This is a genomic window from Nocardia sp. NPDC088792, from assembly GCF_044750615.1.
GTDB lineage: Bacteria > Actinomycetota > Actinomycetes > Mycobacteriales > Mycobacteriaceae > Nocardia.
In genome coordinates, this window is sequence record NZ_JBIVKC010000002.1 from 978,074 (window position 1) to 1,002,966 (window position 24,893).

A 24,893-nucleotide genomic window follows, 5' to 3' on the forward strand; every position below is an offset into this window, starting at 1 on the left:
ATGTCCACACAACGCAATCCATGGCTGGCGCTGTACGCGCTGGTCGTCGGATTCTTCATGATCCTGCTGGACATGACCATCGTCGCGGTGGCCAACCCGGCGATCATGAAGGATCTGCACGCGGACGTCTCCCAGGTCATCTGGGTGACCTCCGCCTACCTGCTGGCCTACGCGGTCCCGCTGCTGGTGACCGGCCGGCTCGGTGACCGCTTCGGCCCCAAGAACATCTACCTGGGCGGCCTGATCGTCTTCACCCTGGCCTCGCTGTGGTGTGCGGAATCGACCAGCATCAACATGCTGATCGCGGCCCGCGCCGTGCAGGGCCTGGGCGCGGCGCTGATGACGCCGCAGACCATGGCCGTCATCACCCGCACCTTCCCGCCGGACAAGCGCGGCGCGGCCATGGGCCTGTGGGGCGGCGTGGCCGGCCTGGCCACCCTCGTCGGCCCGATCCTGGGCGGCGTGCTGGTGGACTGGAAGGGCTGGCAGTGGATCTTCTACGTGAACGTGCCGATCGGCATCATCGCGTTCGGGCTGGCCGCCTGGCTGGTTCCGGCCCTGCCGACGCATCGGCACAAGTTCGACTTCGTGGGTGTGGCGCTGTCCGGTATCGGCATGTTCCTGCTGGTGTTCGGCATCCAGGAGGGCAATACCCACCATTGGGATACCTGGATCTGGGGCATGATCGCGGCCGGCGTGGTGGTGCTGGGTCTGTTCGTGGTCAATCAGGCGCGCAACAAGGGTGAGCCGCTGGTGCCGCTGAGCCTGTTCAAGGACCGCAACTTCGCGGCCTCCAACCTGGCCATCGCGGCCATGGGCGCGGCGGTGACCGGCGTGTTCGTGCCCGCCTACTTCTACCTGCAGCAGGTGCGGGACATGTCGCCGACGCGATCGGCGCTGGTGTTCGCGCCGATGGCCATCCTGACCGGTGTGTTCGCGCCGTTCATCGGCAAGATCTCGGATCGGATGCCCCCGCGGGTGCTGCCGACCATCGGTTTCGCGGTGTTCTCGGCGACGCTGTTCGGTTTCGCGCAGCTGATGAAGCCGGACGGGTCGATCGCGCTGTTCCTGATCATCGGCGGCATCGCGGGTATCGCGAACGCGTGCATCTGGGCGCCGCTGGCCACCACGGCCACCCACAATCTGCCGGTGCAGCAGGCCGGTGCGGGCGCGGGCGTGTACAACACGACGCGGCAGGTGGGTTCGGTGCTGGGTTCGGCGGCGATCAGCGCGCTGATGTCGTCTCGCATTGCGGCGCAAGGCCTGCCGAGCGGGCCGATCGGTGAGGGCACCGGTTCCGGTGGGCTGAGTCATCTGCCACCGGAGGTCAAGGCAGGCATCCTGGAGAAGATCAGCACCGCGCTGAGCCAGTCCATGTACCTGCCCGCACTGATCCTGATCATCGGTGTCGCGGCCTCGGCCATGTTCGTGGGTCACGCCAAGTCGGCCGGTAAGCAGGACGCCGCGCCGGCCAAGGCCAACGCACTGCACTGAGTCCGGTTGCGCGGCAACCACTCCCGCTGAAAAGCGGACGCCCGCCCGGGTCGGCACCCGGGCGGGCGTTTTGCCGGTGCGGGTGGGCGACCGCGCGGACGTCTCTCGTCAGTGCGCGACGCCGAGTCCCCAGAGGCGGGTCCAGTCGATGCGGATCTCGATGGGCATGTCCATGACGGTCTCCGCGCCGACGGGGGTGAGCCGGCGGTGCGGGCGGTAGCGGTCGAGGACCAGGACGTGGGTCTGGATGGCGCTCACGCGGTCCCGATCGAGATAGATCAGCCAGTACCAAGGGATTCCGGCCAGCGCGTATTCGGCCTGTTTGTCGGTGGTGTCGACGCGTTCGGTCACCGGGGACACCACTTCGATGGCGATCTTCACCCGCGCGGCGGGGATGGGGCCGACATCCGCGGGCGCGCAGGAGAACAGCGCGATATCGGGGCGGCGCACGGTGACGCGCGGTCCGTCCCACAGCAGGATGTCCTGATCCAGGCCGACATACAGCCAGCCGTCGTTGTATCGCTCCATATGCGCCCCGGCGCCCGCCTCGAGCATGGAGGCAATGCGTTGTGCCGCGGTGCGATGCTGCTGCGCGGGCGCTTCGGCGCGCACCACGTCACCGTTCACCACCTCGACGAGACGGCAGAAGTCGCGGGGCAGCTTCTTCCAGACGTCGAGCGTGATCGGTTCGGGCTGCAGGTTTTCCGCCCGCGCCCATTCGAGTACTCCGGACATGCGCGCTCCCTCTGAGTGGGCGACTGCCGCGCCGATAGTAGACCGGGACCGTCGGCAAAACGGCCGTTCGGCACTTTTACTGCTTCTACCGCTGCCTGCCCGGCGTGTCAGCCGATCCGACTCAACTGACACGAACGGTCAGTGACGGATAACCCGACGCGCCATCCGGAACCACGTCCGCGACATCCGCCGTCTGCACCACGCCGGCGCCGTCGGTGGCCCGCACCCAGACCGTGTGCACGCCGGATCCGGTGGCCTCCCAGTCGAATGCCCACTGCCGCCAGGTGTCGATCGACGGTTCCGCGGCCAGCCGCGCGGGCTGCCACTCCCCCTGATCGATCCGCACCTCGACGGCGTTGATGCCGCGATGCTGCGCCCACGCCACACCGGCGATGGTGAGCTTGCTGCCGGCCGGGTAGGTGCCGTGCGCGCGAGGCGTGTCGATGCGGCATTCGGTCTTGATCGGGCCCTGCGGCGACCAGCCGCGCTCGGTCCAATACGACTGTGCGCGATCGAATCTGGTGACCTCCAGCTCGGTCACCCACTTGGTGGCGGACACATAGCCGTAGAGGCCGGGCACCACCAGGCGGGCGGGGTAGCCGTGTTCGGTGGGCAGCGGCTGACCGTTCATGCCGACCGCCAGCATGGCGTCGCGACCGTCGAGCAGCACCGCCAGCGGGCTGCCCGCGGTGAAACCGTCCACACTGCGCGACAGCACCATGTCCGCATCCGGGTGCGGGCCCGCCTCTTTCAGCAGATCGTCCAGCCGATAACCCAGCCAGCTGGCATTGCCGACCAGATCACCGCCGACCGGATTCGACACGCAGGTCAATGTCACCAGCCGTTCGAGGGCGGGACGGGCGGCGAGATCGCCGTACTTCAAATGGATTTCGCGATCCACCATGCCGTGGATGCGCAGCGACCAGTCGTCCTTGCTGACCTGCGGGACGGTCAGCTCGGTATCGATCCGGTAGAAATCGGAGTTGGGCGTGAGATACGAAGAGAGACCCGGAATCCGCAGATCGGCGCCCGCGGGCACCGGCGTGGCCGGAGTGGCCGGCGGCGGCAGCGTGACCTCGGCGCGCTCATTGGCCACCGACCGGGAGCGCAGGCCGATCACCCGGCCGACCAGGCCCACACCACCGCCGACGACGATCGCAATGGCTATGCCGCGCAGCAGTTGCCGGCGTTCGACCGCGAATTCGGTGACGTCCGAACTGCGATCGGCCCGCTCGATCAGGCTGCGCAGCAGGAGAATTCCCGCGATCACACCCAGTATCGAAGGGAAAGCCCACGTCCAGGTGGATTCCGGCCGGGTCAGGGCGGCGATCGTCGACAGCACGCCGAACACCGCGAACAACGCCGACCCGATGGGCCTGCGCGCCCGCTCCACCGCACCCGCGAGAGCGGACAGCAGGAACGCGACCACACCCATGCAGATGAACAACAGCAACTTGTCGTCGGTGCCGACGAGGCCGATGATCCATTCCCGGAACCCGGTGGGCGTGTGATCGATGATCCACCCGCCGACCGCCTGCAACGGAGTGCTGTCCGGGCTGATCAGCACGGACACTATCTCGGCGACGCCGATGACGACGACACCCACGGCGATGCCACTCGCAACCCGCACTCCACGATCGGCCACGAACCGACCCTACTGCCGGAATCGTCCCGTGGACCGGATCGAAGAGTGACAGATCTGTGACGGCACAAAACTCCCGGTCACAGGACCAGAGCAGGGTGTTCACAGCTCCGCGCGACCGGTCGAGTCGATCATCCAGTGCTAGGACGGGGTCCGGGCCGGGGAATCATCGCCGCGCAGGGCGACCAGCGCGACGACCGCCATCACCAACAGGCTGCACCCGGCCACCAGGAAGGCGTGGTGCAGGCCGCTGATGCCCAAGGCCGGACCGGAATAGGCGAGCGCGCCCAGCACCGCCACGCCGAGCACCTGGCCGAGCTGCCGCATCGCATTGTGGACCGACGAGGCCATGCCGGCGTAGTGATGTTCCACCGCCGCCACGGCGGTGGCGGTCATCGGGGTCAGGCAGAGTCCGATGCCGAAGCCGCCGAGGGCCAGCAGCCACCAGATCGAGCCGAGGCCGGTGTCCCGTTGCAGGGTCAGCAGTCCCAGCACCGCGAGGCCGCCGAGCGTCAATCCGGCGACCATCGGCGGCCGCGCGCCGAAGCGGCCGACCAACCGGCCGGAGATGGGTGCGGCACAGGCGAAGGCGATGCCGATGGCGCATACGTCGAAGCCCGCGCGGATGGGCGAATGTCCCTGTAGCTGCTGGAAATACGCACTGAGGTACACGACCAGGCCGACGAACGAGAAGAAGGCCACCATCCCGGCGACATTGGCGACCACGAAGCTCGGATGCCGGAACAGGGTGATATCCACCAGCGGATCGCCATGCCGCCGTTCCCATCCCGCGAACCCGGCCAGCGCGGCGGCCGCCAGGGCGAATGCACCCAGAATCCAGCCCGATGTCCAGCCGTAGTGCTGTGCTTCGATCAGCCCGAACGCCAGCGACGCGACCGCGGTGATCGTCAATGCCGCTCCCTGCCAGTCGAATCGGTCACGCGCCGGGGTGCGCGGCACTCTGGGCACCGCGATGGTGGCGACCACGCAGAACAGCGCCGCCAGCGGCACATTGATGAGCAGCACCCAGCGCCAGCCCGGGCCGTTCACGATGACGCCGCCCACTACCGGTCCGATCGCGAGGGCCAGCCCCGAACTGGTCGACCACAATCCGATCGCCGTCGCGCGTTGCTTCTCGTCGGCAAAGGTGTTGCGGATGATGGCGAGGCTGCTCGGCACCAGCAGGGCGGGGCCGATGCCCTGAATCACCCTGCCCGCCAGCAGTATCGGAATGCTCGGCGCGATCCCCGCGATGAGTGCGCCGACCGCGAAGATGACCAAGCCGGAAAGGAACATGCCCTTGCGTCCATATCGGTCGCCGAGCCCGCCGCCGAGCATGAGCAGACTCGCGAAGACCAGCACATAGGCGTTGACGATCCATTCGGCGGCGGTGGCGCCGGCGTGCAGGTCCCGTGTCATGGTCGGGAGAGCGACGCTGATGACGGTGGTGGACAGGACAGCCAGGAACTGGCCTCCGGCAATGGCGGCCAACGTGATCCACGGATTGCCGACTGTCGCCGTCTCGGTCCGGACCCGCGTTGCGAGAGTGGTCATGCATTGGACGTTAGGCTTGCGAACTCATGCACTCCATGACCAAAATAGTTATCTTCCTATGCCTCTGGAGTTATGAGCATGGACTTGCTACAGCTGCGCTACTTCCGGATGGTCGCGCGTGAAGAGAGCATCAGCCGCGTCGCCGAGCAGCTTCGGGTGGCACAACCCTCGCTGAGCCGCACCATCGCCCGGCTGGAAAACGAGCTCGGCGTACCACTTTTCGACCGGCAAGGCCGACGCATCCGGCTGAACCGGTTCGGCGCGTCCTTCCTGGCCCGCGTGGAACGGGCACTCGGCGAACTCGACGATGCGCGCCAGGAGCTGACCGATCTGGCCGGACTCGACAAGGGATCGGTCGCCATCGCCGCCGAAAACGTCACGTCCATCCGCGACGTGGTCGCCGAATTCCTGCATGCTCACCCCGGTGTCCGAGTGCGGCTGTTCCAGTCCACCGCTACGGTCATGGCGGAGCGGCTGGCCGCCGGAGAGATCGATTTCGGTGTGCTCTCGCAGCAGCCCGCACCCGGGCTCTCGGTACTCGAACTGATGAACGACCAAGTACTGCTTGGCGTTTCACTGGATCACCCGCTGGCCTCGAGGCAGTCCGTGACGCTCGCGGAAATGGCCGCACAGCCATTCCTCACGACCGGTCCGGAGTACTGGCAGCGCATCCTGCTGGAGCGCTTGTGCGCCAAGGTATGCCGCCGGCCCATCATCGCCTGCGAGGGTGACGACCCGACCTCACTGCGCGCCCTGGTGGCCACCGGCCTCGGCGTGGTCCTGCTTCCCACCATGGCCAGATCGATCGCGGGACCGGAGATCACCGGAGTCCCCATCGACGATCCGGATGCCCGGCGTCTGCTCCGGATCGCCTGGAGGGAAGACGCCTACCTGTCCATCGCCGCCCAGCGTTTCCGGGAAATGGCCATCGACCATTTCGCGCGCCGGGCGAGCACGGAAAAGGGCGCCGGTGCCGAAAGCACTGACGCCCTTCAGAACTCGGCTCAGGAGTAGATCGCGTCCACGTCGGCCGCGTATTCCTTCATCACCACATTGCGCTTGAGCGACAGCTTCGGGGTGAGCTCGCCGCCCTCCTGCGTCCAGTCGACCGGCAGGATCCGGATCTTCTTGATCGCCTCGGCGTGCGACACCAGCTTGTTGGTGCCGGCGACGGCGTCATTGATCTCCGCGACCAGAGCCGGGTTCTCGATGAGGTGCTCGATCGGGGTGTCGGCCGGAATGCCGTTGCGTTCCTTCCACTTCGGCAGCACTTCTTGGTCGAGGGTGATGAGCGCGCCGACGAACGGCTGTCCGTCACCGACCACCATGACCTGGCTGATGAGCGGGTTCTGGCGCAGCGAGTCCTCGAGCATGGCCGGGGAGACGTTCTTGCCGCCGGCGGTGACGATGATTTCCTTCTTGCGGCCGACGATGGAGATGAAGCCCTGGTCGTCGAGGGCGCCGAGGTCGCCGGTCTTGAACCAGCCGTCCTCGGTGAAGGCGTCGGCGGAGGCTTCCGGGTTGTTCCAGTAGCCGGCGAAGACGACCGGGCCCTTGATGAGCAGTTCGCCGTCGTCGGCGACCTTGGCGCCGTGGCCGGGCAGCGGGCGGCCGACCGAGCCGACCTTGATGAACTTGGGGGTGTTCACGCTGACGGCGGCGGTGGATTCGGTGAGGCCGTAGCCCTCGTAGATGGTGACGCCGGCGCCGCGGAAGTAGTGGCCCAGGCGGGATCCCAGCGGGCCGCCGCCGGAGACCGCGGAGGCGCACCGGCCGCCCATGGCCTCGCGCAGCTTCGAGTAGACCAGCTTGTCGAAGACCAGGTGCTGCAGCTTGAGCAGGATGTTCGGCCCGCCGTTCTGCAGCGATTCGCTGTACTGGACGGCAATGTCGGAGGCGTAGTCGAAGATCTTGCCCTTGCCGTCGTCGTGCGCCTTCTGCTTGGCGCCGTTGAACACCTTCTCGAACACGCGCGGCACCGAGAGGATGAAATCGGGCTTGTAGGCGCCGAACTGCTCGACCAGGGTGGACCAGTCGGCGGAGTGCGCGGTGGTGACGCCGGCGTCGAAGGCGGCCAGCGCGACCGCGCGGGCGAAGACGTGGGCCAGCGGCAGGAACAGCAGGGTCTTGCGGCCGGGCTGCAGGAATTCGGGCATGGCCGAACGGTCGGCGGCCGACTCCGCGTACAGGTTGGCATGCGAGAGCATGACGCCCTTGGGCCGTCCGGTGGTGCCGGAGGTGTAGATGAGGGTGGCCGGGGACGCGGCCTTCACCTGGGCGCGACGCTCGTGGATGACGCTCTCGTCGATGTCCTTACCGCGCGCGATGAGCGCGGCGACGGCGTCCTTGTCGATCTGCAGCACCTCGTTCAGCGCACCCAGTCCGCCTTCGATTTCGGCGATGGTGGCGCGGTGCTTGTCGTTCTGGACGACGATGAGCTTGGTGGCGGAGTCGGAGAGGATCCAGCGCACCTGCTCGGCCGAGGAGCTGTCGAAGATGGCGACGGTGCAGCCGCCCGCGGCCCAGATGGCGAAGTCCAGCACGACCCACTCGTAGCTGGTGGCGGCCATGATGCCCACGCGATCACCGAGCTCGATGCCGGCGGCCACCAGGCCCTTGGCCACGTCGGTCACTGTCGCGGCGAATTCCGCCGCCGTGACATCGTTCCAGCCGCCCTTACCGTCCGGGGTATTGAAGACCACCAGGTCGGGAGTCTTCTCCGCATGCCGGAACGCGCCGTCCGACATATTGGCGTTCTCCGGGATGGTGTAGGTAGCCGGGACTTCGAACTCTCGCATCGCTGCCCTTCCACAGTGGGTTTACTGGCGGGTAATTTACGCCACGCTCACAGCCAACTCCCGGCGGACCGCCCGAACAGGTGCGCGGGCGGCCCGGCGATAGTTTCCCCCTCTATCCTATTGACCGAGTTTGCGCAGGTCGAAGAGCCTGTCGAAGGAAACCTCCCAGTTCCTTCGTCACCTCGGCGGCAGGGCCGATGAGGGCAGCCTGCAATTGGGCGACATGCCAGAGGCCCTCGGTCTCACTGAACTGCACCGGCACCCCGGCCGCACGCAGTTTCGCGACGAACCGGGTGCACTGGCCGTGCAGCAGTTCGTCCACATCGGCCTGCACATATGTGGGCGGCAGCCCGCGCAGATCCGCGAGTCCGGGCGCGTACCCGGTGTCGTAGGAGTCGCCGTCACCCAGGTAGGCGGCGGCGCAGGCCCGCGACCAGGGCCTGGTGAGGACGAGATCGCTGTCCCGCTCCGGGATTTCGTTGGGATCGGTCCACGGCGCGATCAGGCCGAGCGCCGCGGGCACGAAACCGTGGACGTCCCTGAGCTTTTCGGCGAGCGCGACGGAGAGTCCGCCGCCCGCCGAATCACCGGCCACCGCAATGCGTTCCGGCCGGTAGCCGAAGGCCACCAGCTCCAGGAAGGCGGCCTCGGCGTCCTCGAGGGCCGCCGGGAACGGATGTTCGGGCGCCAGCCGATAGTCCAGAACCTGTACGGGACAACCGGTTTCGCGGGACAGATAACCCGCAAGCCCGCGATGCGTGGCCGGCGAGCCGACCGTGTAGCCGCCACCGTGCAGGTACAGCACGGTGGCGGAATCGGAAACCGGGCCGACCGTGACGCGTTCCGCCGGGCGACCGCCCAGCCGGACACGCTGCAGGTGCAGGCCGCGCGGGCCGCCCTGCGCGACCGCGCCCGCGTTCATCAGGGCCCGCTGCACCGGGAACGGCAACCGGCTGTTGAGCATTACCCGGAACACCGGCCCCAGTACGGTGCGCGCGAGCGGCAGGGGCAGTGTCAGCTGTACCATGACCGGTCCTTACGGCAGGATGCGCTGCTGCACCACGGCGGCGATGCGCTGATAGTAGGAGGCGGTGGTGCGCACGAACAGGTCGAGAGCCTTTGCCTCCCAGCCGATCAGCACGCGGCCGTGACCCTTGCGGACGCCCTCGGTGATGGTCTGCGCGGCCATCTCCGGGGTGTGCATGGCCAGCTTGCTGTCGAAGAGCGCGGCCAGGTTCTTCTGATCCAGGCCGTCGGTGACGGTGGCATTGCGGGCGACGGCCGTCTTGATGCCGCCGGGGTGCACGCAGGTGACCTGGACCGGCTTGCCGCTCATGATCATTTCCTGGCGCAGCGCCTCGGTGAACCCGCGCACCGCGAATTTCGCCGCGTTGTAGGCGCTCTGGCTCGGAACGGCGATCAGGCCGAAGAGGCTGGAGATGTTCACGACATGCCCCGAACCGGATTCGATCAGGTACGGCAGGAAGGCCTTGGTGCCGTTGACGACTCCCCAGAAGTCGACGTCCATGATGCGCTCGATGTCCTTGAACTGGGTATCGAGCACGGTGCCGTGGTGGGCGATGCCGGCATTGTTGTAGATCTGGTTGACCTTGCCGAAATGCTTCTTCACCTCGTCGGCGTAGAGCAGCACGGATTCCCGTTCGGCGACGTTCAGGCGATCGGATTTGATCTCGACGCCGTACTTTTCGCAGCGCCGCACGGTTTCCGCGAGGCCCTCGGTGTCGATGTCGGAGAGCGCGAGCTTGGCGCCGCGGCGGGCCAGGTTCTCCGCCAGGGCGCGCCCGATGCCGGAGCCGGCGCCGGTGATCACGCAGACCTTGTCCTTGAAGTAAGCATCGTTGCTCACGGTTACCACTTTCTGATTGGTCGGGTCAGGCCGAAACGGTTTGATAGGCCGATACATCGAATTTCTCGAGCAGGCTCCGGAATCGGAAGGTGAAATCCGGCCACAGTGTGGTGTTGTTGCCGTGCTTGTCGAGGTACCAGGAGGCGCAGCCGCCGGTGGACCATACCGCGCCCTGAAGCTTGCGCTGCAGTTCGGCATTGAAGGCGTCCTGCGCGTCCTGGCGGACCTCGACGGTGCGCAGGTTCAGCTTGTCGAACTGGTCGATGGCGTCGGCGATGTAGTTGATCTGCGATTCGATCATGTACACCATCGAGGTGTGGCCCAGGCCCACGTTCGGGCCCAGCATGAAGAACATGTTCGGGTAGTTGCGGATGGCCGCGCCCTTGTAACCCTGCTGGCCGACCGCGTCGAAGACCTCGGCGAGGGTGCGGCCGTCGCGGCCGGAAACGGTGTCGTACACCGGGGAATCGGTGACGTGGAAGCCGGTGGCCACGATGATGGCGTCGATCTCGCGCTCGGTGCCGTCCTTGGTGACGATCGAGCCGGGCGTGATCTCCTGGATGCCGTCGGTGACGACATCGACATTGTCGCGGCTCAGGGCCGGGTAGTAGTCGTTGGAGATGAGCATGCGCTTGCAGCCGATGCGGAAGTTCGGGGTGACCTTGCGGCGCAGTTCCGGATCCCGCACCTCGGCGAACAGTTTGGCGCGCGCGATGGTTTCGAGGATGCGCATGGCGGGCGGGAATTTGGCCAGGCCCACCACCTGGGTCTCGCGGGCCGCGTAGATGGCGGCGCGGGAGAGGGCCTGCACGCCCGGAATGTATTTGAACGCCAGCTTTTCCGGGGCGAGGTAGGGGCGGTCCATGCGCGGCAGCAGCCAGGGCGCGGTGCGCTGGTAGACGTCCAGGTGCGCGACCTGGGCGGCGATGTTCGGGACGATCTGGATGGCGGAGGCGCCGGTGCCGATGACGGCGACGCGCTTGCCGGTGAGGTCGGAGTCGTGGTTCCAGCGGGCGGAGTGGAAGATCTCGCCCTGGAAGTCGTTGATGCCCTTGATATCCGGCAGGTTCGGCTCGCAGAGGGCGCCGACGGCGGAGACCAGGATGTCCGCGGTGAACGGGCCCTGGCTGGTCCGGATCTCCCACTGCGAGGTCTCGGCGTTCCAGGTCGCGCCGGTCATATCGCAGTCGAAGATGTGCTTGTCGCGGACGCCGTACTTGTCGGCGACGCCCTGGATGTAGCGCTGGATCTCCGGCTGCTTGGAGAACGAGCGCGACCAGTCCGGGTTCAGGGCGAACGAGTACGAGTACAGCTGTGAGGGCACGTCGCAGGCCGCGCCGGGATAGGTGTTGTCGCGCCAGGTGCCGCCGACATCCTTCCCGCGCTCCAGCACGAGGTAGTCGTTGCGGCCCTGTTTGCTCAGGCGGATGGCCAGACCCAGCCCCGAGAACCCGCTGCCGACGATCACGATGTGGGAGTGCCGGGCAGGCTGGTTGCCGACAGCTTTGTCTGTAACCTTGCGACTCATACAATCGAGCCTAGGGTCTTATTGAGCAGGAGTCAACAGTATTGACTCGCGTTCAGTAAGATTGGGCAGATGACCAAGGAGCGCAGCGTGAGCAGCAGACCGGATGCCGGGGGCAAGCGCGTTCGCCTCACCCCCGAACAGCGCCGCGAGCAGTTGATCACACTCGGCGTCGACATGCTGCGCGAACGCGAACTCGACGACATCTCCATCACCGAGATCGCCGACCGCGCCGGCATCTCCCGCGGACTGCTCTTCCACTACTTCCCCACCAAACAGGACTTCCAGCTGGCCATCGTGCGGCAGGCCAATGCCGACTTCCTGGAACGCACCGCACCCGACCGCGGGCTCGACCTGTACGCCATGCTGCGCGACTCCGTCGAGCGGTACATCGACTATGTGAGCCAGAACAGCTTCGGGTACTACGCGCTGCTGCGCGGGCCCGTGAGCGCACGGCCCGAGATGGCCGAACTCGTCGCCGATGCGCGCAGCGCGACCGCCGACCGCATCCTCGCCGAAGCCCCCATCCCCGCGGACGACCCGGACCGGCCCCGGCTGGCGCTCGCCGTGCGCGGATGGATCGCCTTCGTCGAGGAGGTCGTACTCACCTGGCTGCGCGAAGAACCCGTCAGCCGTGAACAACTCGTCGACATGCTCGTCGACTCACTCCCGGCCCTGGCTCTCAACGCCGACCTCGCGACCGCTCTGCTCCGGCCCTGAGGCGCGGGCCTCGAACTCGTAGCCCGAACGGTCGCCGCGGGACGAGACCACGGTGATGACGGCCGCGGCCAGCATCATGATCGCCGAAACCAGCAGCGCCACATCGAGACCCCGATGGAACGCGGCATAGGTGGCATTGATGACCTTGTTGACGATCGGGCCGAACGTCGCCGACGCGGCGGCATCACCGCCATTGGGCACCTGACCCGTCTCGATGGCATTGATGACCAGCGCCTGGAAACTCGACGGCACGCCGAGCTGATTCAACCTGGTGCCCAGATCGGCATTCAGGAAGGAATTCACCAGCGAACCCAGCGCCGCGACGCCCACCACCGCGCCGACCTGGCGCATCGTATTCGTCGCTGCCGCGGCCATACCCGAATGCTCGGGCGGGACACCCGACAGCACCGCGGACGTCAACGGCACCACCGCGATACCGAAACCCAGTCCGGCCAGCATGAGCGATAGCGACAGCGGGCCGAAATCCGGTGACACACCGAGCATTGCCCGCGTCAGCAGGATCCCGCCCGCACCGAGCACGCACCCGGTGATCATGGGCGTGCGCGAACCACGCAGCGCCACCCAGAAACCCGCGAACAGCGATCCCACGATGATGGCGATCGCCATGGGCGCGAACACCGCCGCGGTACGCCAGCCCGAATAGCCCACCACCTCTTGCAGATACAGCGCCGTGAAGAAGAAGATCGAGAAGATCCCGAAGTAGACGGCGAACGCCACGATCAACGCGCTGCGCACCATCGGGCGTTTCAGGTAATGGAAGTCGAACATGGGGTTGCGCGCCCGGAACTCGGCGAACAGGAAGATCAGGAACGCGACGCCGCCGATCACGAACAAGGTGATCACCGAGACCGCGCCGTATCCCACCGTCTCGCCCGAAATGCCCGCGAAGATCACGCACGCGAGAAACGCCGAACCCGAAAGGAATCCGAGCAGATCCACCGGACCCGGCTGCGGGTCGGCGGATTCCGGCACATAGCGCAGCGCGGCCGCCAGCACCACGACGCCGACCGCGAGATTGAACCAGAAGATCGACCGCCAGTTGAACGCCCCGACCAGCAGGCCGCCGATCACCGGTCCCATCGCCAGCGCCAGCCCCGACACCGCCGCCCACGCCCCCAAGGCGCGCGCCCGCTGCGCCCGGTCCGGGTACACGTGCCGGATCACCGACAGCGTGCCGGGTTCCGAGGCCGCCGCCCCCAGCCCCATGACCGCGCGGCCGGCGATCAGCACCGCGACGGTCGGCGCCAGCGCCGACAGCACCGATCCCGCCGCGAACACCGCCAGCCCGGCGATCATCACCCGTTTACGCCCCCAGCGGTCGCCGAGCGATCCGGCCGTCAACATGAGGCTGGCGAACACCAGCGTGTACGCGTTCACCACCCACTGCAGCGACACCACGCCCGCATGCAGATCCGACTGCACATTCCCCAGCGTGACACTGACGATCGTGGTGTCCAGAAACGTCACGAACAGCACCGCGGTGACGGTGGCCAGCGCGATCCCCGACCGCTGCGCCCCCGTCTCCGAGCCGCGGCCCAACCCTGCGACCCGCATGTCAGCTGGTCGGTGTGGTCGAAGCAGAGCAGGGTGCGGGCGGTTTACCCTGCGTCTCCAGACTGAGCAGGGCGCAGAAGGTGGACGCCGCCACCTTCCAGCTCCCGGACACCTTCACGGCACTGCCCGGCTGATCCTGCAGCGCGGGAGTCCCGTTCAGCGACACGGTGAACACCACGTCCGCATTGTTCGGCCCCGCATCCTTCACGCTGGACACGGTGGCCTTCGTCCCCTTCGCGATAGGCGAATTCGCCTGCCCCCGAATGGTATCCGCGAACGCCTGCCCGTTCTCCAGCAGCGCGATCTTCTGATCCGCATTGGTGCCACCGTCGAAGAACCGCTGATAGGCATCGGTGATCGCAGCCGCCGAAGCACTCTGCGCGGTGGTGGCGAGGGTGGTGTTGTGCGTGGTCTCCGGCTCCTTGGCCGAAACCCCGCAAGCGGCCAACAGCGGCACCGTAAGTGCGCAGGCCGCAAGGGATTTGGATACGACGAACCTCGACATGCCCCGTCCTCCCTTGGTGACAGACCGGCATGAATGATCAACAAAACCCAGGTTACTCGCCCTTACCGACCGCTGGGCCTGGATCGGGCTTACCGTCGTCCCACCGCCACGACTTCGGTGTGGGCGTAGCTGTGCGGCCATTCCCCGGTAACCGACGCGGCCATGAGCGCCGCGGCCAGCGGGCTGTGCGCGCGAACCAGCGCGCGATACAGCCGATCGGTCGCCACCCACCCGTTTCGCGATTCGGACGTAATCATCTCGATCTCCTCCCGATGATGTCGAGGTGCAACCCGAGATTGCCATCCGGCGTAGCAGCCTTCGCCTGAAAAATCAGGTCCTTCAGCAACTTTCGATCAAATGGCCGTAATAATCAGTTAGGGCCCCCAAAGTTGCGTAGCCCCGGCAGGTCATGGACGACGATGTGGCGATTGTGCAGGCACGCCAGGCCCGCCGCGCGCATGTCCTTCATGGCCAGCCCGACCGCGTCGACCCCGGCGCCGACCAGATTGCCCAGCTCCTCATAGGAGAGCTGCACGGTGATCTCGCAGACCTCCGCCCTGCCGCGGCCATCCCGCTCGACCAGGATCTGCCGCCCGTACGACTCCGCGAACTCCACCAGCAGCCGCGCCAGCCGGACCGGCACCGAGCATTCGCCGAAATCGAGCCGCCGCAGATCCGACCACGCGAGCCGGTCCGCGATGGTGCGGCTCAGGATCTGCCAGCCGTCGGGGTGCGTGTTCAGGAAACTCAGGAAGGCCGGTCCCGGAATACTGTGCGCGATAGTCGCGGTGCACACGGTGACGGTGGCGGAGCGCGGGTTGGCCGGCGTGAGCGCGCCGAGCTCCCCCACCACCTCCCCACTGACGCGAATCGCCAAGAGCCGGCCCGTCTCCGAGGCGATCTTCGCGCAGGCCGACACGGTCCGGTCGCGCGAGCGCAGCAGGTAGACCGTCTCCCCGAAGTCCCCCTGCCGGATCAGTACCCGACCGGGCGGGCAGAACGTCTGGGTACCCAGTTTCAGTACGTCACGCCGGGACGCGGGACTCAGCCGAGCCATGAATGTGCGCTCCGGCCAAGCCCAGTCGTCGAGAGCAGGCAGCATCATGAATCCCCCCGCACGCAGTCACCTTCAAAAGTAACCGCCGCGCCGGCTGACCGTCAGAGGCCGTGGTCGTCGAGCCAGGTGCGGGCCACGGAGGAGGGGATGGCGTGGCTGTCCCGGACCTGGTGGATCATGTCGGCGAGGTCGGGGGTGGTGAGTTCGCCTGCCACATAGTCGAGTTTGCGGAGCTGGGTGTCGGACAGGGCGCCCTTGCGGATTACCGCCAGCACGTTGGCCGCACGGAAGGCGTAGTCGGAGTCGGCGATAGGCGTGAGGTCCACGCCGCCGTCCGGGAGGAAGGACGGGGGGCCGGAGAGGACGCCCAGTTGGACTTCGCCGGTGGCGAGGGCCTTCATGAGGTCGGCGTCGGTGGTGTAGGTGACGGGGTGGGTGATCTTGCAGCCGTAGACCGAATCGAGGGGGGAGCGGACGTCACGGTCCAGGTCGAGGGGTGCGCGCATGGCGTCCAGGGCGGGGGCGGTGGAGATGCCGAAGGTGAGGTCTTCGCAGCGCGGAGCGAGATCCTTCAGGGTGGCGGGGAATTCGGTGGTGCGGGTGGTGAGGGCGACGACCGTGGGGCGGAGGTCGGTGCCGTCGGCGGCGTCGGAGACGATGAGGCCCTCGGGGAGAGCGGCATTCAGGGCGCGGGTGACGCTGACCGCGGGGGTGTCGCCGTCGGGTTTGCGGGCGGTGGCAGTGGGGTCCAGGTAGGTGAGGAGGTCGCCGTTCACGTCGCCCGTGGCGACGACGGTGTCGGCGTCCAACGCGGCGAGCAGGTCCTTGCGATTGCCCATACCGGTTTTGACGACCGCGGTGGCGCCGGTGCGGGCCAGCGCTTGCGCGTAGATCTCGGCCAGCACATCGGATTGCGGAGTGCCGCCCGCGCCGACGGCCAGCACCGGGCCGGACTGGCCGCTGCCGCACGCCGCGGACAGCACCGCGACCGTCGCCAATACGACCGCGGACAGCGCGCGGCGCGACCACGCGGAGCCGGTCCGCCGGACATTGCGATCAGTGCGCGCGAAAGGGTCTGTTCTGCCGAACACGCGCAACAGTCTGCCGTCTCGCGGCTCGGAAACGCGAAACCGACCCACGGTAAGCCGCGCACACGGGACAGAACAGGCAGTATGGACAACTGGGTCCGCCGGGGTACATCCGCGCGCACCCGCAAGGCATCCCCGCTCGGAAGGACGACAGTGCACCACCTCATCACTACGCGCACCGAGGGCCGGCGCACCGCCCGCACCGTGCTGCGGATCCTGGCGGCCTCCGTCGCCCTGGCCGCCGCCATGGCGCTCACCGCCTGCGGCAACAGCTCCAACCCGCTGAGCAGCGGCAGCGGCACCTGTTCCGGTGACACCAATAAGCTCACCGTCGGCTCCGCCAACTTCCCGGAATCCGAGACCGTCGCCGACGTGTACGCGGAAGCCCTGCGCGCCAACGGATTCAGCATCGACACCAAACTCAATATCGGCAGCCGCGAAGCCTACATCCCGGCCGTCCGGTCCTGCGCCATCGACCTGATCCCCGACTACACCGGCAATCTGCTGCAGTACCTGGACAAGTCGGCCACCGCCGCCTCCTCCGCCGACGTGGACGCCGCCCTGACCAAGGCGCTCGGCGACCAGCTCGCCGTCTCCACCCCCGCGCCCGGTGAGGACTCCGACGCGGTCGTGGTCACCAAGGCCACCGCCGACAAGTGGAACCTGCACAGCATCGGCGACCTCGCCCCGCACTCGGCCGACGTGAAGCTCGCCGCCCCACCCGAATTCACCGGACGCCCCGGCGGCCTGCCCGGCCTGAAGAAGAACTACGGCCTCGACATCGCGGCCGCCGACTTCGTGCCGATCGACGACGGCGGCGGCCCCGCCACCGTGCGCGCCCTCACCGACGGCAAGGTGCAGGCCGCCGATATCTTCACCACCTCCCCCGCCATCGCGCAGAACAACCTGGTGGTGCTGACCGATCCCAAGCACAACTTCGCCGCCCAGCAGGTGGTGCCGCTGTTCAACACCGCCAAGAAGAGCGACAAGCTCACCAAGGTGCTGAACGCCGTCTCCGCGAAACTCACCACCGCCGAACTGATCTCGCTGAACACCGCCGTCTCCGGCGCGAGCAAGACCGAACCGGCCGCAGCGGCCGAGCAGTGGGTGCAGGCACAGGGACTCGACAAGCCGGTCGCGTAGGCAAGAGGGGAACCGAGCAAGAGGGGAACACGGTGTCCGACATCGAATTCAGCCATGTCACCAAGACGTACCCGGACGGCACCACCGCCGTCCACGATCTGAACCTGCGCATCGAATCGGGTTCGTTCACCGTGTTCGTCGGTCCGTCCGGCTGCGGCAAGACCACCTCCATGCGCATGATCAACCGCATGATCACGCCCACCGAGGGCGCCATCACCGTTGCCGGACAGGACATTTCCAAGGGTGACCCGGTCAAGCTGCGGCTGAACATCGGATACGTCATCCAGAACGCCGGACTGCTGCCGCACCGCACCGTCGTCGACAATGTCGCCACGGTGCCGGTGCTGCAGGGACGGTCACGGCGCGCGGCCCGCACGGCCGCCCTCGAAGTACTGGATCGGGTGGGCCTGGATCGCGGTCTGGCCACCCGCTATCCGGCGCAACTGTCCGGCGGGCAACAGCAGCGCGTGGGCGTGGCCCGGGCGCTGGCCGCCGACCCGCCCATCCTGCTCATGGACGAACCCTTCAGCGCGGTCGACCCGGTGGTACGCGCCGAACTGCAGAGCGAGATGCAGCGGCTGCAGGCGGAACTGCACAAGACCATCGTGTTCGTCACCCACGACATCGACGAGGCCATCAAACTCGGCGACCGGCTCGCCGTGTTCGGACCCGGCGGATATCTCCAGCAGTTCGATCTACCGCAGCGTGTACTCTCGCAGCCCGCAACGGATTTCGTGGCCGGATTCGTGGGGCGCGACCGCGGGTATCGGGAACTGTCCTTCCGGCCCGCGGCAGCCGTTCCCGTGCACGAGCTTCCGCTGATCACCGCCGAACAGGTACCCGGAATCCGTTTGGACAAGGGCGAATGGCGACTGGTCGTGGACGGTTCGAAGCATCCGGTGGGCTGGATCGACACCACCGGCGTGGAGGGCGTGCGGGCCGGGCATCGGCTCGCCGACAGCATCGCCGCGGGCGGATCACTGTTCCCGCCGGGCGGGGATCTGCGGCAGGCCCTGGACTCCGCCATCTCCTCCCCGTCGGAAATCGGTGTCGCCGTGGATGATTCCGGCGCCGTGATCGGCGGCGTCCTGGCCCGCGAGGTACTGCAGCAGCTGTCCCTGCAGCGCACCGCCGAGGACGAGCAACGCAATCGCGCGTTCTTCGAGGAAGCCGACCGATGAAGTATCTCCTCGACAACTTCGGCGCCATCGCGGGATACACCCGCACCCATTTGTATCTGGCGCTGCTGCCGCTGCTGATCGGACTGCTCATCGCCGTCCCGCTGGGCGCGCTGGCGCACCGCCTGCGCTGGCTGCGGCGCGGCACCACCACGCTCGCGAGCATCGCGTACACAATTCCCTCGCTGGCCTTGTTCGTGATCATTCCGCCGATCGTCGGCATCGCCACCATCGATCCGCTGAATGTCGTGATCGCGCTGACCGTCTACTCCGTCGCCCTGCTGGTGACCGCCGTCCCGAACGCCCTGGACTCGGTGCCCGACACCGTGCTGGACGCTTCCGACGCCATCGGCTTCACCCGGCTGCGGCGCGTGCTGACCGTCGAATTCCCGCTCGCCATCCCGGTTTTCATCGCCAACCTGCGGGTCGTGGCGGTCACCAATATCTCGACGGTGACCGTCGGCGCGGTGATCGGCGTGGGCGGGCTCGGCAAACTGTTCACGCAGGGCTATCAGCGCGACTATCCGGACGAGATCCTGGCCGGCATCATCGTGGTCCTGGTGCTGGCCCTGATCGTGGACCGGCTGCTGTACCTGCTCGGCCGCCTCGCCACCCCGTGGCTGCGCACCGGCGGCGCCCCCTGGTCGCGTTTCGGCCCTCGGCGGCTGAAAGGCGCTGCGGCATGAACCTTTTCGTGGATGCCTGGCATTTCCTCACCACCGCGGGCAACTGGTCCGGCCCCACCGGCATCGGCAAGCGGATACTCGAACACCTCTGGTACAGCCTGCTCACGGTGCTGCTCTCGGCGGCCATCGCCCTGCCCATCGGCCTGCCGATCGGCCACACCCGCCGCGGCTCGGCCCTCATCGTCGGCTTCGCCAACGCCATGCGCGCCCTGCCCACCCTGGGCGTCCTGACCTTCGTGGTGCTCGGCCTCGGCCTCGGCCTGTTCCCCCCGATCCTGGCCCTCATCACCGTCGGCATCCCCCCACTGCTGGCGGGCGCCTACGCCGGCATCGCGAACGTCGACCCGACCGTCGTGGACGCCTCCCGCGCGATGGGCATGAAGGAATGGCAGATCCTCCTCCGAGTCGAAGTCCCCAACGCCCTCCCGGTCCTGCTCACCGGCCTCCGTGCCGCCACCCTCCAGGTCATAGCCACCGCCACCATCGCCGCCTACACCAACCTCGGCGGCCTGGGCCGCTACATCTTCGACGGCATCAGCCTCTACCGCTACGACCAGGTCCTGGTGGGCGCCATCCTGGTCGCCGCCCTCGCCCTGGCACTCGACACCATGCTGGCGTTCGCGGTGTGGCTGAGCGCGCCCGGGACCGGCCGTCTGCAGCTCGCCCGCTCCCGGTGACCCGACCTTCAGGAAATCTTCAGCTCGGACGCAGCAGAATGGCCAGGTGCAGCCGGGACGGATACTTGTCATCGAAGACGCCGAAGCGATTCGGGCGGCGGTCGCCGCGGGGTTGAGTGCCGCGGGGCACGAGGTACTGGATCGGGCCCACGGCGGGCAGTTGGAACAGGATCTCGCGCAGTTCCGGCCGGATGTGGTTGTGCTCGATGTGATGCTGCCGGGACGGGATGGGTTCGCGCTGCTGGAGGCGGTGCGGGCGCGGTCGGCGGCCGGGGTGGTCATGCTGACGGCTCGGGACGGGGTCGAGGATCGGGTGCGAGGATTGCGCGCCGGGTCCGATGACTATGTGGTGAAGCCGTTCGAGCTGGTCGAGCTGGTGGCGCGGATCGATGCGCTGCTGCGCCGGATGGGACGGTTGCAGCAGCGGATCACGGTGGGAGACATGGAGATCGACGTGGACACCGGGACCGTGCACCGGGGGACGGCACCGATTCCCTTGACCGCCACCGAATTCAAGCTGCTCGCCTACCTCGCCGCGCATCGGGATCGAGTGGTGACCAAGACGCAGATTCTCACGGCCGTCTGGGGATACGAGAATTTCGACCCGAATCTGGTCGAGGTCAATGTGAGTGCGGTGCGGCGCAAGCTGGAGGAGCACGGGCCGCGGCTGCTGCACACCGTGCGCGGGCTGGGGTACACGCTGCGGATAGGTGACCGGTGAACACGGTTTCGCTGCGGCATCGCGTCACGTGGACATCGGTAGCGGTATCCGGTGCGGTGCTGGTATTGGTCGCGATCGTCGTGCACACCTTGTTCGGGGTGGTGGTGAACCGCAGTGAGACCACCCTGCTCAACGATCGCATCCAGCTCGCGAGACAGCTTGCACAGGAAGACATTTCACCAGCCGAGCTGATCCAGCGAGTGGACAACCGATCGGTGCGGGCGCGGCTCGTGCTCGCCGACAATCGGTCCTTCGGCAGTCTGTCCGTCGAACACGCCGACGAGACCGCGGTCAAGACCCGCCGGATCCAGCTCACCGGCCCGGGCGAAATCGACCACGCCAAACTCACGCTGCAGATCGACACACCCCTGCTGACCCGCGTGCAGCGCCGGCTCACCTGGCTGCTGGCCGCCGCCACCGGGACCGCCATAGTAGTGATCGCCGCGGCGCTCTGGATCGGCGTGCGCACCGCGCTCGCACCCCTGGACGGGATGACCCGGGTAGCCCGCGATATCGCCCGCGGCCGTCGCGGACAGCGACTGAACCCCTCCCGCACCGATACCGAATTGGGCCGCACCGCAGAAGCATTCGACGAAATGCTGGACGAACTGGAGGGCGCGCTCGACACCACCGCCGCCGCGCTGCACCAGGCCGAACAGGCCGAGGCCCGCGCCCGCTCCTCCGAACAACGCATCCGCAGCTTCGTCGGCGACGCCGCACACGAACTACGCACCCCCATCGCGGGCATCCGCGCCCTCGCCGAGGCCGTGGTGCAGCAACCCGCCGACGCCGACCCGGAGGAGATCCAGCGCATGCACCTGCTGCTGGTGCGGGAGGCGCATCGCGCCGGGCGGCTCGTCGACGACCTGCTCGACCTGGCCCGCATCGACTCCGGCCTGCAACTGCGCCGCGAACCCATCGGCCTCTACGACCTCGCCGCCGCGCAACTGGACCGCATGCGAATGCTGCACCCGGACCTCGAGTTCCGGCTCGACGGCACCACCGCCCCGGTGATCGCCGACGCCGAACGCCTCAACCAGATCCTGCTCAATCTGCTCTCCAACGCCTGCCAGGCCATGACCGACGGCGGCGCCGTCACCATCCGCGTCACCAGCGACGACGACCACGCCGAACTCGCCGTGGCCGATACCGGCCCCGGCGTACCGGAAGCCGACCGCGAACGCATCTTCGACCGCCTGGTCCGGCTGGATCAGGCCCGCGACCACCGCGCCGACGGCTCCGGCCTCGGCCTGTCCATCGCGCGCGGCCTGGCCCGCGCGCACGGCGGCGACCTCACCTGCGTGGAACCCCGGAACGGGCATGGTGGCGCATTGTTCGTCCTCCGCCTCCCGCTCACCACGGAACCGCTCTGACCTGGGACCCAGCCAATTGCCAGGCAATTGCTGAAGATCGGCTGAAGAAGCCCGCAGCTTCAGGGCATCTTCAGGTGACGCGGGCAGATTCGATGCGGACAACCCCGTCACGAAGGAGTGAGTAATGAAGCGCACCATCGCCGCCGTCCTGGCCGGCGCCGCCGGAATCGCCACCATCGCCCTGGCCGTGCCGGGCGTGGCGAACGCCGACGCACCGGACTGCAGCCCGGCGGCGCGGGCCGCCGCACGCGCCGACGCCAAGCCGAAGGTGCAGGCCTACCTTGCCGCCCACCCGGACCTGCAGGCCGAACTGGTCAAGATCCACGGCCTGCCGAAGGATCAGCGCAAGGCCGAACGACAGTCCTACAAGCAGGCCCACCCGGACGAATGGCAGGGCATGCGGGACGCCGCCTCCTCCCTGATCACCTTCCGCCAGGCCTGCCACAAGTAACCCGGCCTTCGCGGGCTGCCCCGGCCCAGACCTGCTCGGGCGGACCCGGCTCACCCGGTCTGCCCGCGGCCGATCCGGCCACCGCCCGCCCGGGCGCCGCGACGCACCTGCCGAGCCACCCCTCGCCTGCTCGGCACGCCGGTGCGACTGCCCTCGCAGCCGAGGGTGCGCGGAAACGACCGGCGGGCACCGATCTTCGTGATCGATGCCCGCCGGTCCCGTCTCCGCCGCTACCGGTCCGCCGGGCCGTTCACCAGACCGTGCTGGTGCGCGTACACCACCGCGTGAATCCGATCCCGCACGGACAACTTCGAAAGTACCCGGGAGACATGCGTTTTCACCGTCTCCTCCCCCACGCCGAGCGCGGCCGCGATCTCACTGTTGCTGCGCGCGTCCGCCACCAGTAGCAGCACCTCCCGCTCGCGTGCGGTGAGCTGCTCCAGCTCGGGCGGTTCGGTCGGCGGGGCGATCCCGACCGCCAGCCGCGACGCCAGCCGCCGCGTCATGGACGGATCGATCACCGCATCACCACGCACCGCCACCCGGATGGCGGCGACCAGCTCCTCCGGCGGCAGGCTCTTCAGCAGGAACCCGCTGGCTCCCGCCGACAGTGCGCGATACAGGTTCGCCTCACTGTCGTAGGTGGTGAGCACCAGTACCCGCGTACCACCCGCCGCCACAATGGCTTCCGTGGCGGCCAGCCCGTCCAGCTTCGGCATGCGCACATCCAGGATCGCGACATCCGGGCGCATGCGCGCCGCCGCCTCGATGGCCGCGCGGCCGTCGCCGACCTCCGCCACGCACTCCAGATCCGGATGCGCGTCCACCACCGCGCGCAGGCCGGAACGGAAAACCGTGTGGTCGTCCGCGATCAGGATCCGAATGCTCATGCCGCTCCGATCGGTACCGAAACCAGGATGTCCCAGCTGTTTCCGGTCCGGCCGGCACCGTACTCCACGGTGCCGCCGAACAATTCGACCCGCCGCCGGATACCCTCCAGGCCACGGTGCACGGTACCGCCCGGCGGTACGGTGCCGTTCCGCGCCGGGGCATCGTCCGGGGCCCCTGCGGCAACGGGATTGGTCTCCCGGATCTCGACCCGGGTCGCCCCGTAACCGATGGCCAGCCGCGCCGGTTCCAGCCCGTGCCGCAGCGCATTGGTGAGCATCTCCTGCACGACCCGGTAGAGCATGACGTCCAGCGATTCCGGCAGCACCGGCGGCTCGCCCGAGAACTCCACGCGCACCGGCAATCCCGCATCCCGTACCCGCTGCACCAGATCGTCGATATCGGCCAACCCGGGCTGCCGCTCCCCGGCCTGGTCGCGCCCGTGCAGCAGGTCCAGCTGCCGCCGCAGATCCACCATGGCGGCCCGGCTGCTGGTCTCCACCGCGGTGAGGGACCGCGTCGCCGCGTCGGTATCGATGCGGCCCAAGGCCATTCGCGCCACTCCCGCGTGAATCCCGATGGCGCTCACATGATGGGTGATCACATCGTGCAGATCCCGGGCGATGGCCTCGCGCTCGTCTGTCAGCGCCCGATCCAGCGCGGCCCGATGCTCCTGCTGCCGCAAGCGTTCCCGCTGCTCCAGCTCGGCGATGTAGGCGCCGCGCGCCGCCGTGTACCGGCCGACCAGCCAGGGCACCACACCCGTGCCCACCGTCATGAGCACCAGCCGCCAATCCTTCGACGGCGGACCGCCCATCAGCACGTTCGACGCCGCCGCCCCGGCGGCCAGCAGCACCACGGCCGACACCGACGGCAGGCCCGCCAGCCACGCACCCGCCCGATATCCGGCCACCAGGAAGCCCACATCCGAGACGCGGGCCTGCAATCCGTGCACGTATACGAAGATGCCCGCCGAGACCTTCACGGCCACCTGCAGCACGGTGACCACCAGCGTCGTCGAAGGCGCCGCCGCGAGGGCCAGATCCGCGCACACCACCGCGATCAGCAGTACCGCCGCCAGCACCGGTCCCGCGCCGAACGCCCCGCACATGACCAGCTGCGCGCCGTCCACCAGCGCCGCCGCCACCGCCACCACCATGGATTGGCGGGCGAGCGAGCGGGTGACATCCATGGCGCGACGGTACCTCGCGGGACC

At 67.9% G+C, this 24,893-nt stretch carries 24 protein-coding genes; 10 read left to right on the top strand and 14 right to left on the bottom strand.

Annotation, left to right across the window (positions count from 1 at the left end):
* Nucleotides 1–1,494 carry a DHA2 family efflux MFS transporter permease subunit gene (locus tag ACIP5Y_RS13690; protein ID WP_400350082.1) on the top strand — a complete coding sequence of 498 codons (1,494 nt, stop codon included), beginning with the start codon at nucleotides 1–3 and terminating at the stop codon, nucleotides 1,492–1,494.
* A 108-nt stretch (nucleotides 1,495–1,602) separates the two neighbouring features.
* Here ACIP5Y_RS13690 and ACIP5Y_RS13695 read toward each other — a convergent pair whose 3' ends face one another.
* The 3 genes from ACIP5Y_RS13695 to ACIP5Y_RS13705 all read right to left on the bottom strand — a co-directional run bounded on the left by ACIP5Y_RS13695 (nucleotide 1,603) and on the right by ACIP5Y_RS13705 (nucleotide 5,425).
* Nucleotides 1,603–2,229: a Uma2 family endonuclease gene (locus tag ACIP5Y_RS13695; RefSeq protein ID WP_400350084.1), complete on the bottom strand. Its 627-nt coding sequence runs from the start codon at nucleotides 2,227–2,229 to the stop codon at nucleotides 1,603–1,605.
* Between the two features lie 121 nt (nucleotides 2,230–2,350).
* Nucleotides 2,351–3,874: a molybdopterin-dependent oxidoreductase gene (locus tag ACIP5Y_RS13700; protein ID WP_400350085.1), complete on the bottom strand. Its 1,524-nt coding sequence runs from the start codon at nucleotides 3,872–3,874 to the stop codon at nucleotides 2,351–2,353.
* Between the two features lie 138 nt (nucleotides 3,875–4,012).
* Nucleotides 4,013–5,425, bottom strand: coding sequence for an MFS transporter (locus tag ACIP5Y_RS13705; RefSeq protein WP_400350087.1), 1,413 nt, complete (start codon nucleotides 5,423–5,425; stop codon nucleotides 4,013–4,015).
* 78 nt (nucleotides 5,426–5,503) lie between these two features.
* On the opposite strand from ACIP5Y_RS13705, the gene ACIP5Y_RS13710 reads away from it, so the two are divergent.
* Nucleotides 5,504–6,439: a LysR family transcriptional regulator gene (locus ACIP5Y_RS13710; RefSeq protein WP_400350089.1), complete on the top strand. Its 936-nt coding sequence runs from the start codon at nucleotides 5,504–5,506 to the stop codon at nucleotides 6,437–6,439.
* On the opposite strand, the gene ACIP5Y_RS13715 is transcribed toward ACIP5Y_RS13710, so the two are convergent.
* The 4 genes from ACIP5Y_RS13715 to ACIP5Y_RS13730 all read right to left on the bottom strand — a co-directional run bounded on the left by ACIP5Y_RS13715 (nucleotide 6,430) and on the right by ACIP5Y_RS13730 (nucleotide 11,618).
* Nucleotides 6,430–8,223, bottom strand: a complete 1,794-nt coding sequence (locus tag ACIP5Y_RS13715; RefSeq protein WP_400350090.1) for an AMP-dependent synthetase/ligase — start codon at nucleotides 8,221–8,223, stop codon at nucleotides 6,430–6,432. The two genes, ACIP5Y_RS13710 and ACIP5Y_RS13715, sit on opposite strands and share 10 nt — an antisense overlap.
* Nucleotides 8,224–8,335: 112 nt before the next feature.
* A complete protein-coding gene (locus tag ACIP5Y_RS13720) occupies nucleotides 8,336–9,250 on the bottom strand; it encodes an alpha/beta hydrolase (RefSeq protein ID WP_400350092.1) in 915 nt (304 codons plus the stop codon).
* Nucleotides 9,251–9,259: 9 nt separating this feature from the next.
* Nucleotides 9,260–10,090: an SDR family NAD(P)-dependent oxidoreductase gene (locus tag ACIP5Y_RS13725; protein ID WP_400350094.1), complete on the bottom strand. Its 831-nt coding sequence runs from the start codon at nucleotides 10,088–10,090 to the stop codon at nucleotides 9,260–9,262.
* A gap of 25 nt (nucleotides 10,091–10,115) precedes the next feature.
* A complete protein-coding gene (locus ACIP5Y_RS13730) occupies nucleotides 10,116–11,618 on the bottom strand; it encodes a flavin-containing monooxygenase (protein WP_400350096.1) in 1,503 nt (500 codons plus the stop codon).
* Between the two features lie 87 nt (nucleotides 11,619–11,705).
* Here ACIP5Y_RS13730 and ACIP5Y_RS13735 point away from each other — a divergent pair, with 87 nt between their 5' ends.
* Nucleotides 11,706–12,335 (top strand): TetR/AcrR family transcriptional regulator, encoded by a 630-nt coding sequence (locus tag ACIP5Y_RS13735; RefSeq protein ID WP_400350098.1) that lies wholly within the window; start codon nucleotides 11,706–11,708, stop codon nucleotides 12,333–12,335.
* Here the strand turns inward: ACIP5Y_RS13735 and ACIP5Y_RS13740 are convergent.
* The 5 genes from ACIP5Y_RS13740 to ACIP5Y_RS13760 all read right to left on the bottom strand — a co-directional run bounded on the left by ACIP5Y_RS13740 (nucleotide 12,279) and on the right by ACIP5Y_RS13760 (nucleotide 16,563).
* The gene (locus ACIP5Y_RS13740) at nucleotides 12,279–13,910 is read right to left on the bottom strand and encodes an MFS transporter (protein WP_400350099.1); all 1,632 of its coding nucleotides are present in this window, start codon (nucleotides 13,908–13,910) and stop codon (nucleotides 12,279–12,281) included. The genes ACIP5Y_RS13735 and ACIP5Y_RS13740 overlap by 57 nt on opposite strands.
* 1 nt (nucleotide 13,911) lies before the next feature.
* Complete coding sequence (locus ACIP5Y_RS13745) at nucleotides 13,912–14,415, bottom strand: hypothetical protein (RefSeq protein WP_400350101.1); 504 nt, start codon at nucleotides 14,413–14,415, stop codon at nucleotides 13,912–13,914.
* Between the two features lie 89 nt (nucleotides 14,416–14,504).
* On the bottom strand, nucleotides 14,505–14,672 hold the full coding sequence (locus ACIP5Y_RS13750) for a hypothetical protein (RefSeq protein ID WP_400350103.1): 168 nt from the start codon (nucleotides 14,670–14,672) through the stop codon (nucleotides 14,505–14,507).
* A gap of 113 nt (nucleotides 14,673–14,785) precedes the next feature.
* The gene (locus tag ACIP5Y_RS13755; protein ID WP_400350105.1) at nucleotides 14,786–15,520 is read right to left on the bottom strand and encodes a Crp/Fnr family transcriptional regulator; all 735 of its coding nucleotides are present in this window, start codon (nucleotides 15,518–15,520) and stop codon (nucleotides 14,786–14,788) included.
* Between the two features lie 53 nt (nucleotides 15,521–15,573).
* A complete protein-coding gene (locus ACIP5Y_RS13760) occupies nucleotides 15,574–16,563 on the bottom strand; it encodes a glycine betaine ABC transporter substrate-binding protein (RefSeq protein WP_400350106.1) in 990 nt (329 codons plus the stop codon).
* Nucleotides 16,564–16,806: 243 nt separating this feature from the next.
* Between ACIP5Y_RS13760 and ACIP5Y_RS13765 the strand changes: the two genes are divergently transcribed.
* The 7 genes from ACIP5Y_RS13765 (at nucleotide 16,807) to ACIP5Y_RS13795 (ending at nucleotide 22,789) form a co-directional block, all read left to right on the top strand.
* Complete coding sequence (locus ACIP5Y_RS13765) at nucleotides 16,807–17,703, top strand: ABC transporter substrate-binding protein (RefSeq protein WP_400351269.1); 897 nt, start codon at nucleotides 16,807–16,809, stop codon at nucleotides 17,701–17,703.
* 32 nt (nucleotides 17,704–17,735) lie between these two features.
* Nucleotides 17,736–18,884, top strand: a complete 1,149-nt coding sequence (locus ACIP5Y_RS13770; RefSeq protein ID WP_400350108.1) for an ABC transporter ATP-binding protein — start codon at nucleotides 17,736–17,738, stop codon at nucleotides 18,882–18,884.
* Nucleotides 18,881–19,567 carry an ABC transporter permease gene (locus ACIP5Y_RS13775; protein WP_400350110.1) on the top strand — a complete coding sequence of 229 codons (687 nt, stop codon included), beginning with the start codon at nucleotides 18,881–18,883 and terminating at the stop codon, nucleotides 19,565–19,567. Before ACIP5Y_RS13770 ends, ACIP5Y_RS13775 begins: the two co-directional genes overlap by 4 nt.
* Nucleotides 19,564–20,244, top strand: coding sequence for an ABC transporter permease (locus tag ACIP5Y_RS13780; protein WP_400350112.1), 681 nt, complete (start codon nucleotides 19,564–19,566; stop codon nucleotides 20,242–20,244). Before ACIP5Y_RS13775 ends, ACIP5Y_RS13780 begins: the two co-directional genes overlap by 4 nt.
* A gap of 46 nt (nucleotides 20,245–20,290) precedes the next feature.
* Nucleotides 20,291–20,965, top strand: a complete 675-nt coding sequence (locus tag ACIP5Y_RS13785) for a response regulator transcription factor (RefSeq protein WP_400350114.1) — start codon at nucleotides 20,291–20,293, stop codon at nucleotides 20,963–20,965.
* On the top strand, nucleotides 20,962–22,338 hold the full coding sequence (locus ACIP5Y_RS13790; protein WP_400350116.1) for a sensor histidine kinase: 1,377 nt from the start codon (nucleotides 20,962–20,964) through the stop codon (nucleotides 22,336–22,338). Before ACIP5Y_RS13785 ends, ACIP5Y_RS13790 begins: the two co-directional genes overlap by 4 nt.
* 124 nt (nucleotides 22,339–22,462) lie before the next feature.
* Nucleotides 22,463–22,789, top strand: coding sequence for a hemophore-related protein (locus ACIP5Y_RS13795; RefSeq protein WP_400350118.1), 327 nt, complete (start codon nucleotides 22,463–22,465; stop codon nucleotides 22,787–22,789).
* Nucleotides 22,790–23,019: 230 nt separating this feature from the next.
* On the opposite strand, the gene ACIP5Y_RS13800 is transcribed toward ACIP5Y_RS13795, so the two are convergent.
* Both ACIP5Y_RS13800 and ACIP5Y_RS13805 read right to left on the bottom strand, forming a co-directional pair.
* Nucleotides 23,020–23,679, bottom strand: coding sequence for a response regulator (locus tag ACIP5Y_RS13800; RefSeq protein WP_400350120.1), 660 nt, complete (start codon nucleotides 23,677–23,679; stop codon nucleotides 23,020–23,022).
* Nucleotides 23,676–24,869, bottom strand: a complete 1,194-nt coding sequence (locus tag ACIP5Y_RS13805; protein WP_400350122.1) for a sensor histidine kinase — start codon at nucleotides 24,867–24,869, stop codon at nucleotides 23,676–23,678. The genes ACIP5Y_RS13800 and ACIP5Y_RS13805 overlap by 4 nt, the downstream gene beginning before the upstream one ends.
* Between the last annotated feature and the right edge of the window lie 24 nt (nucleotides 24,870–24,893).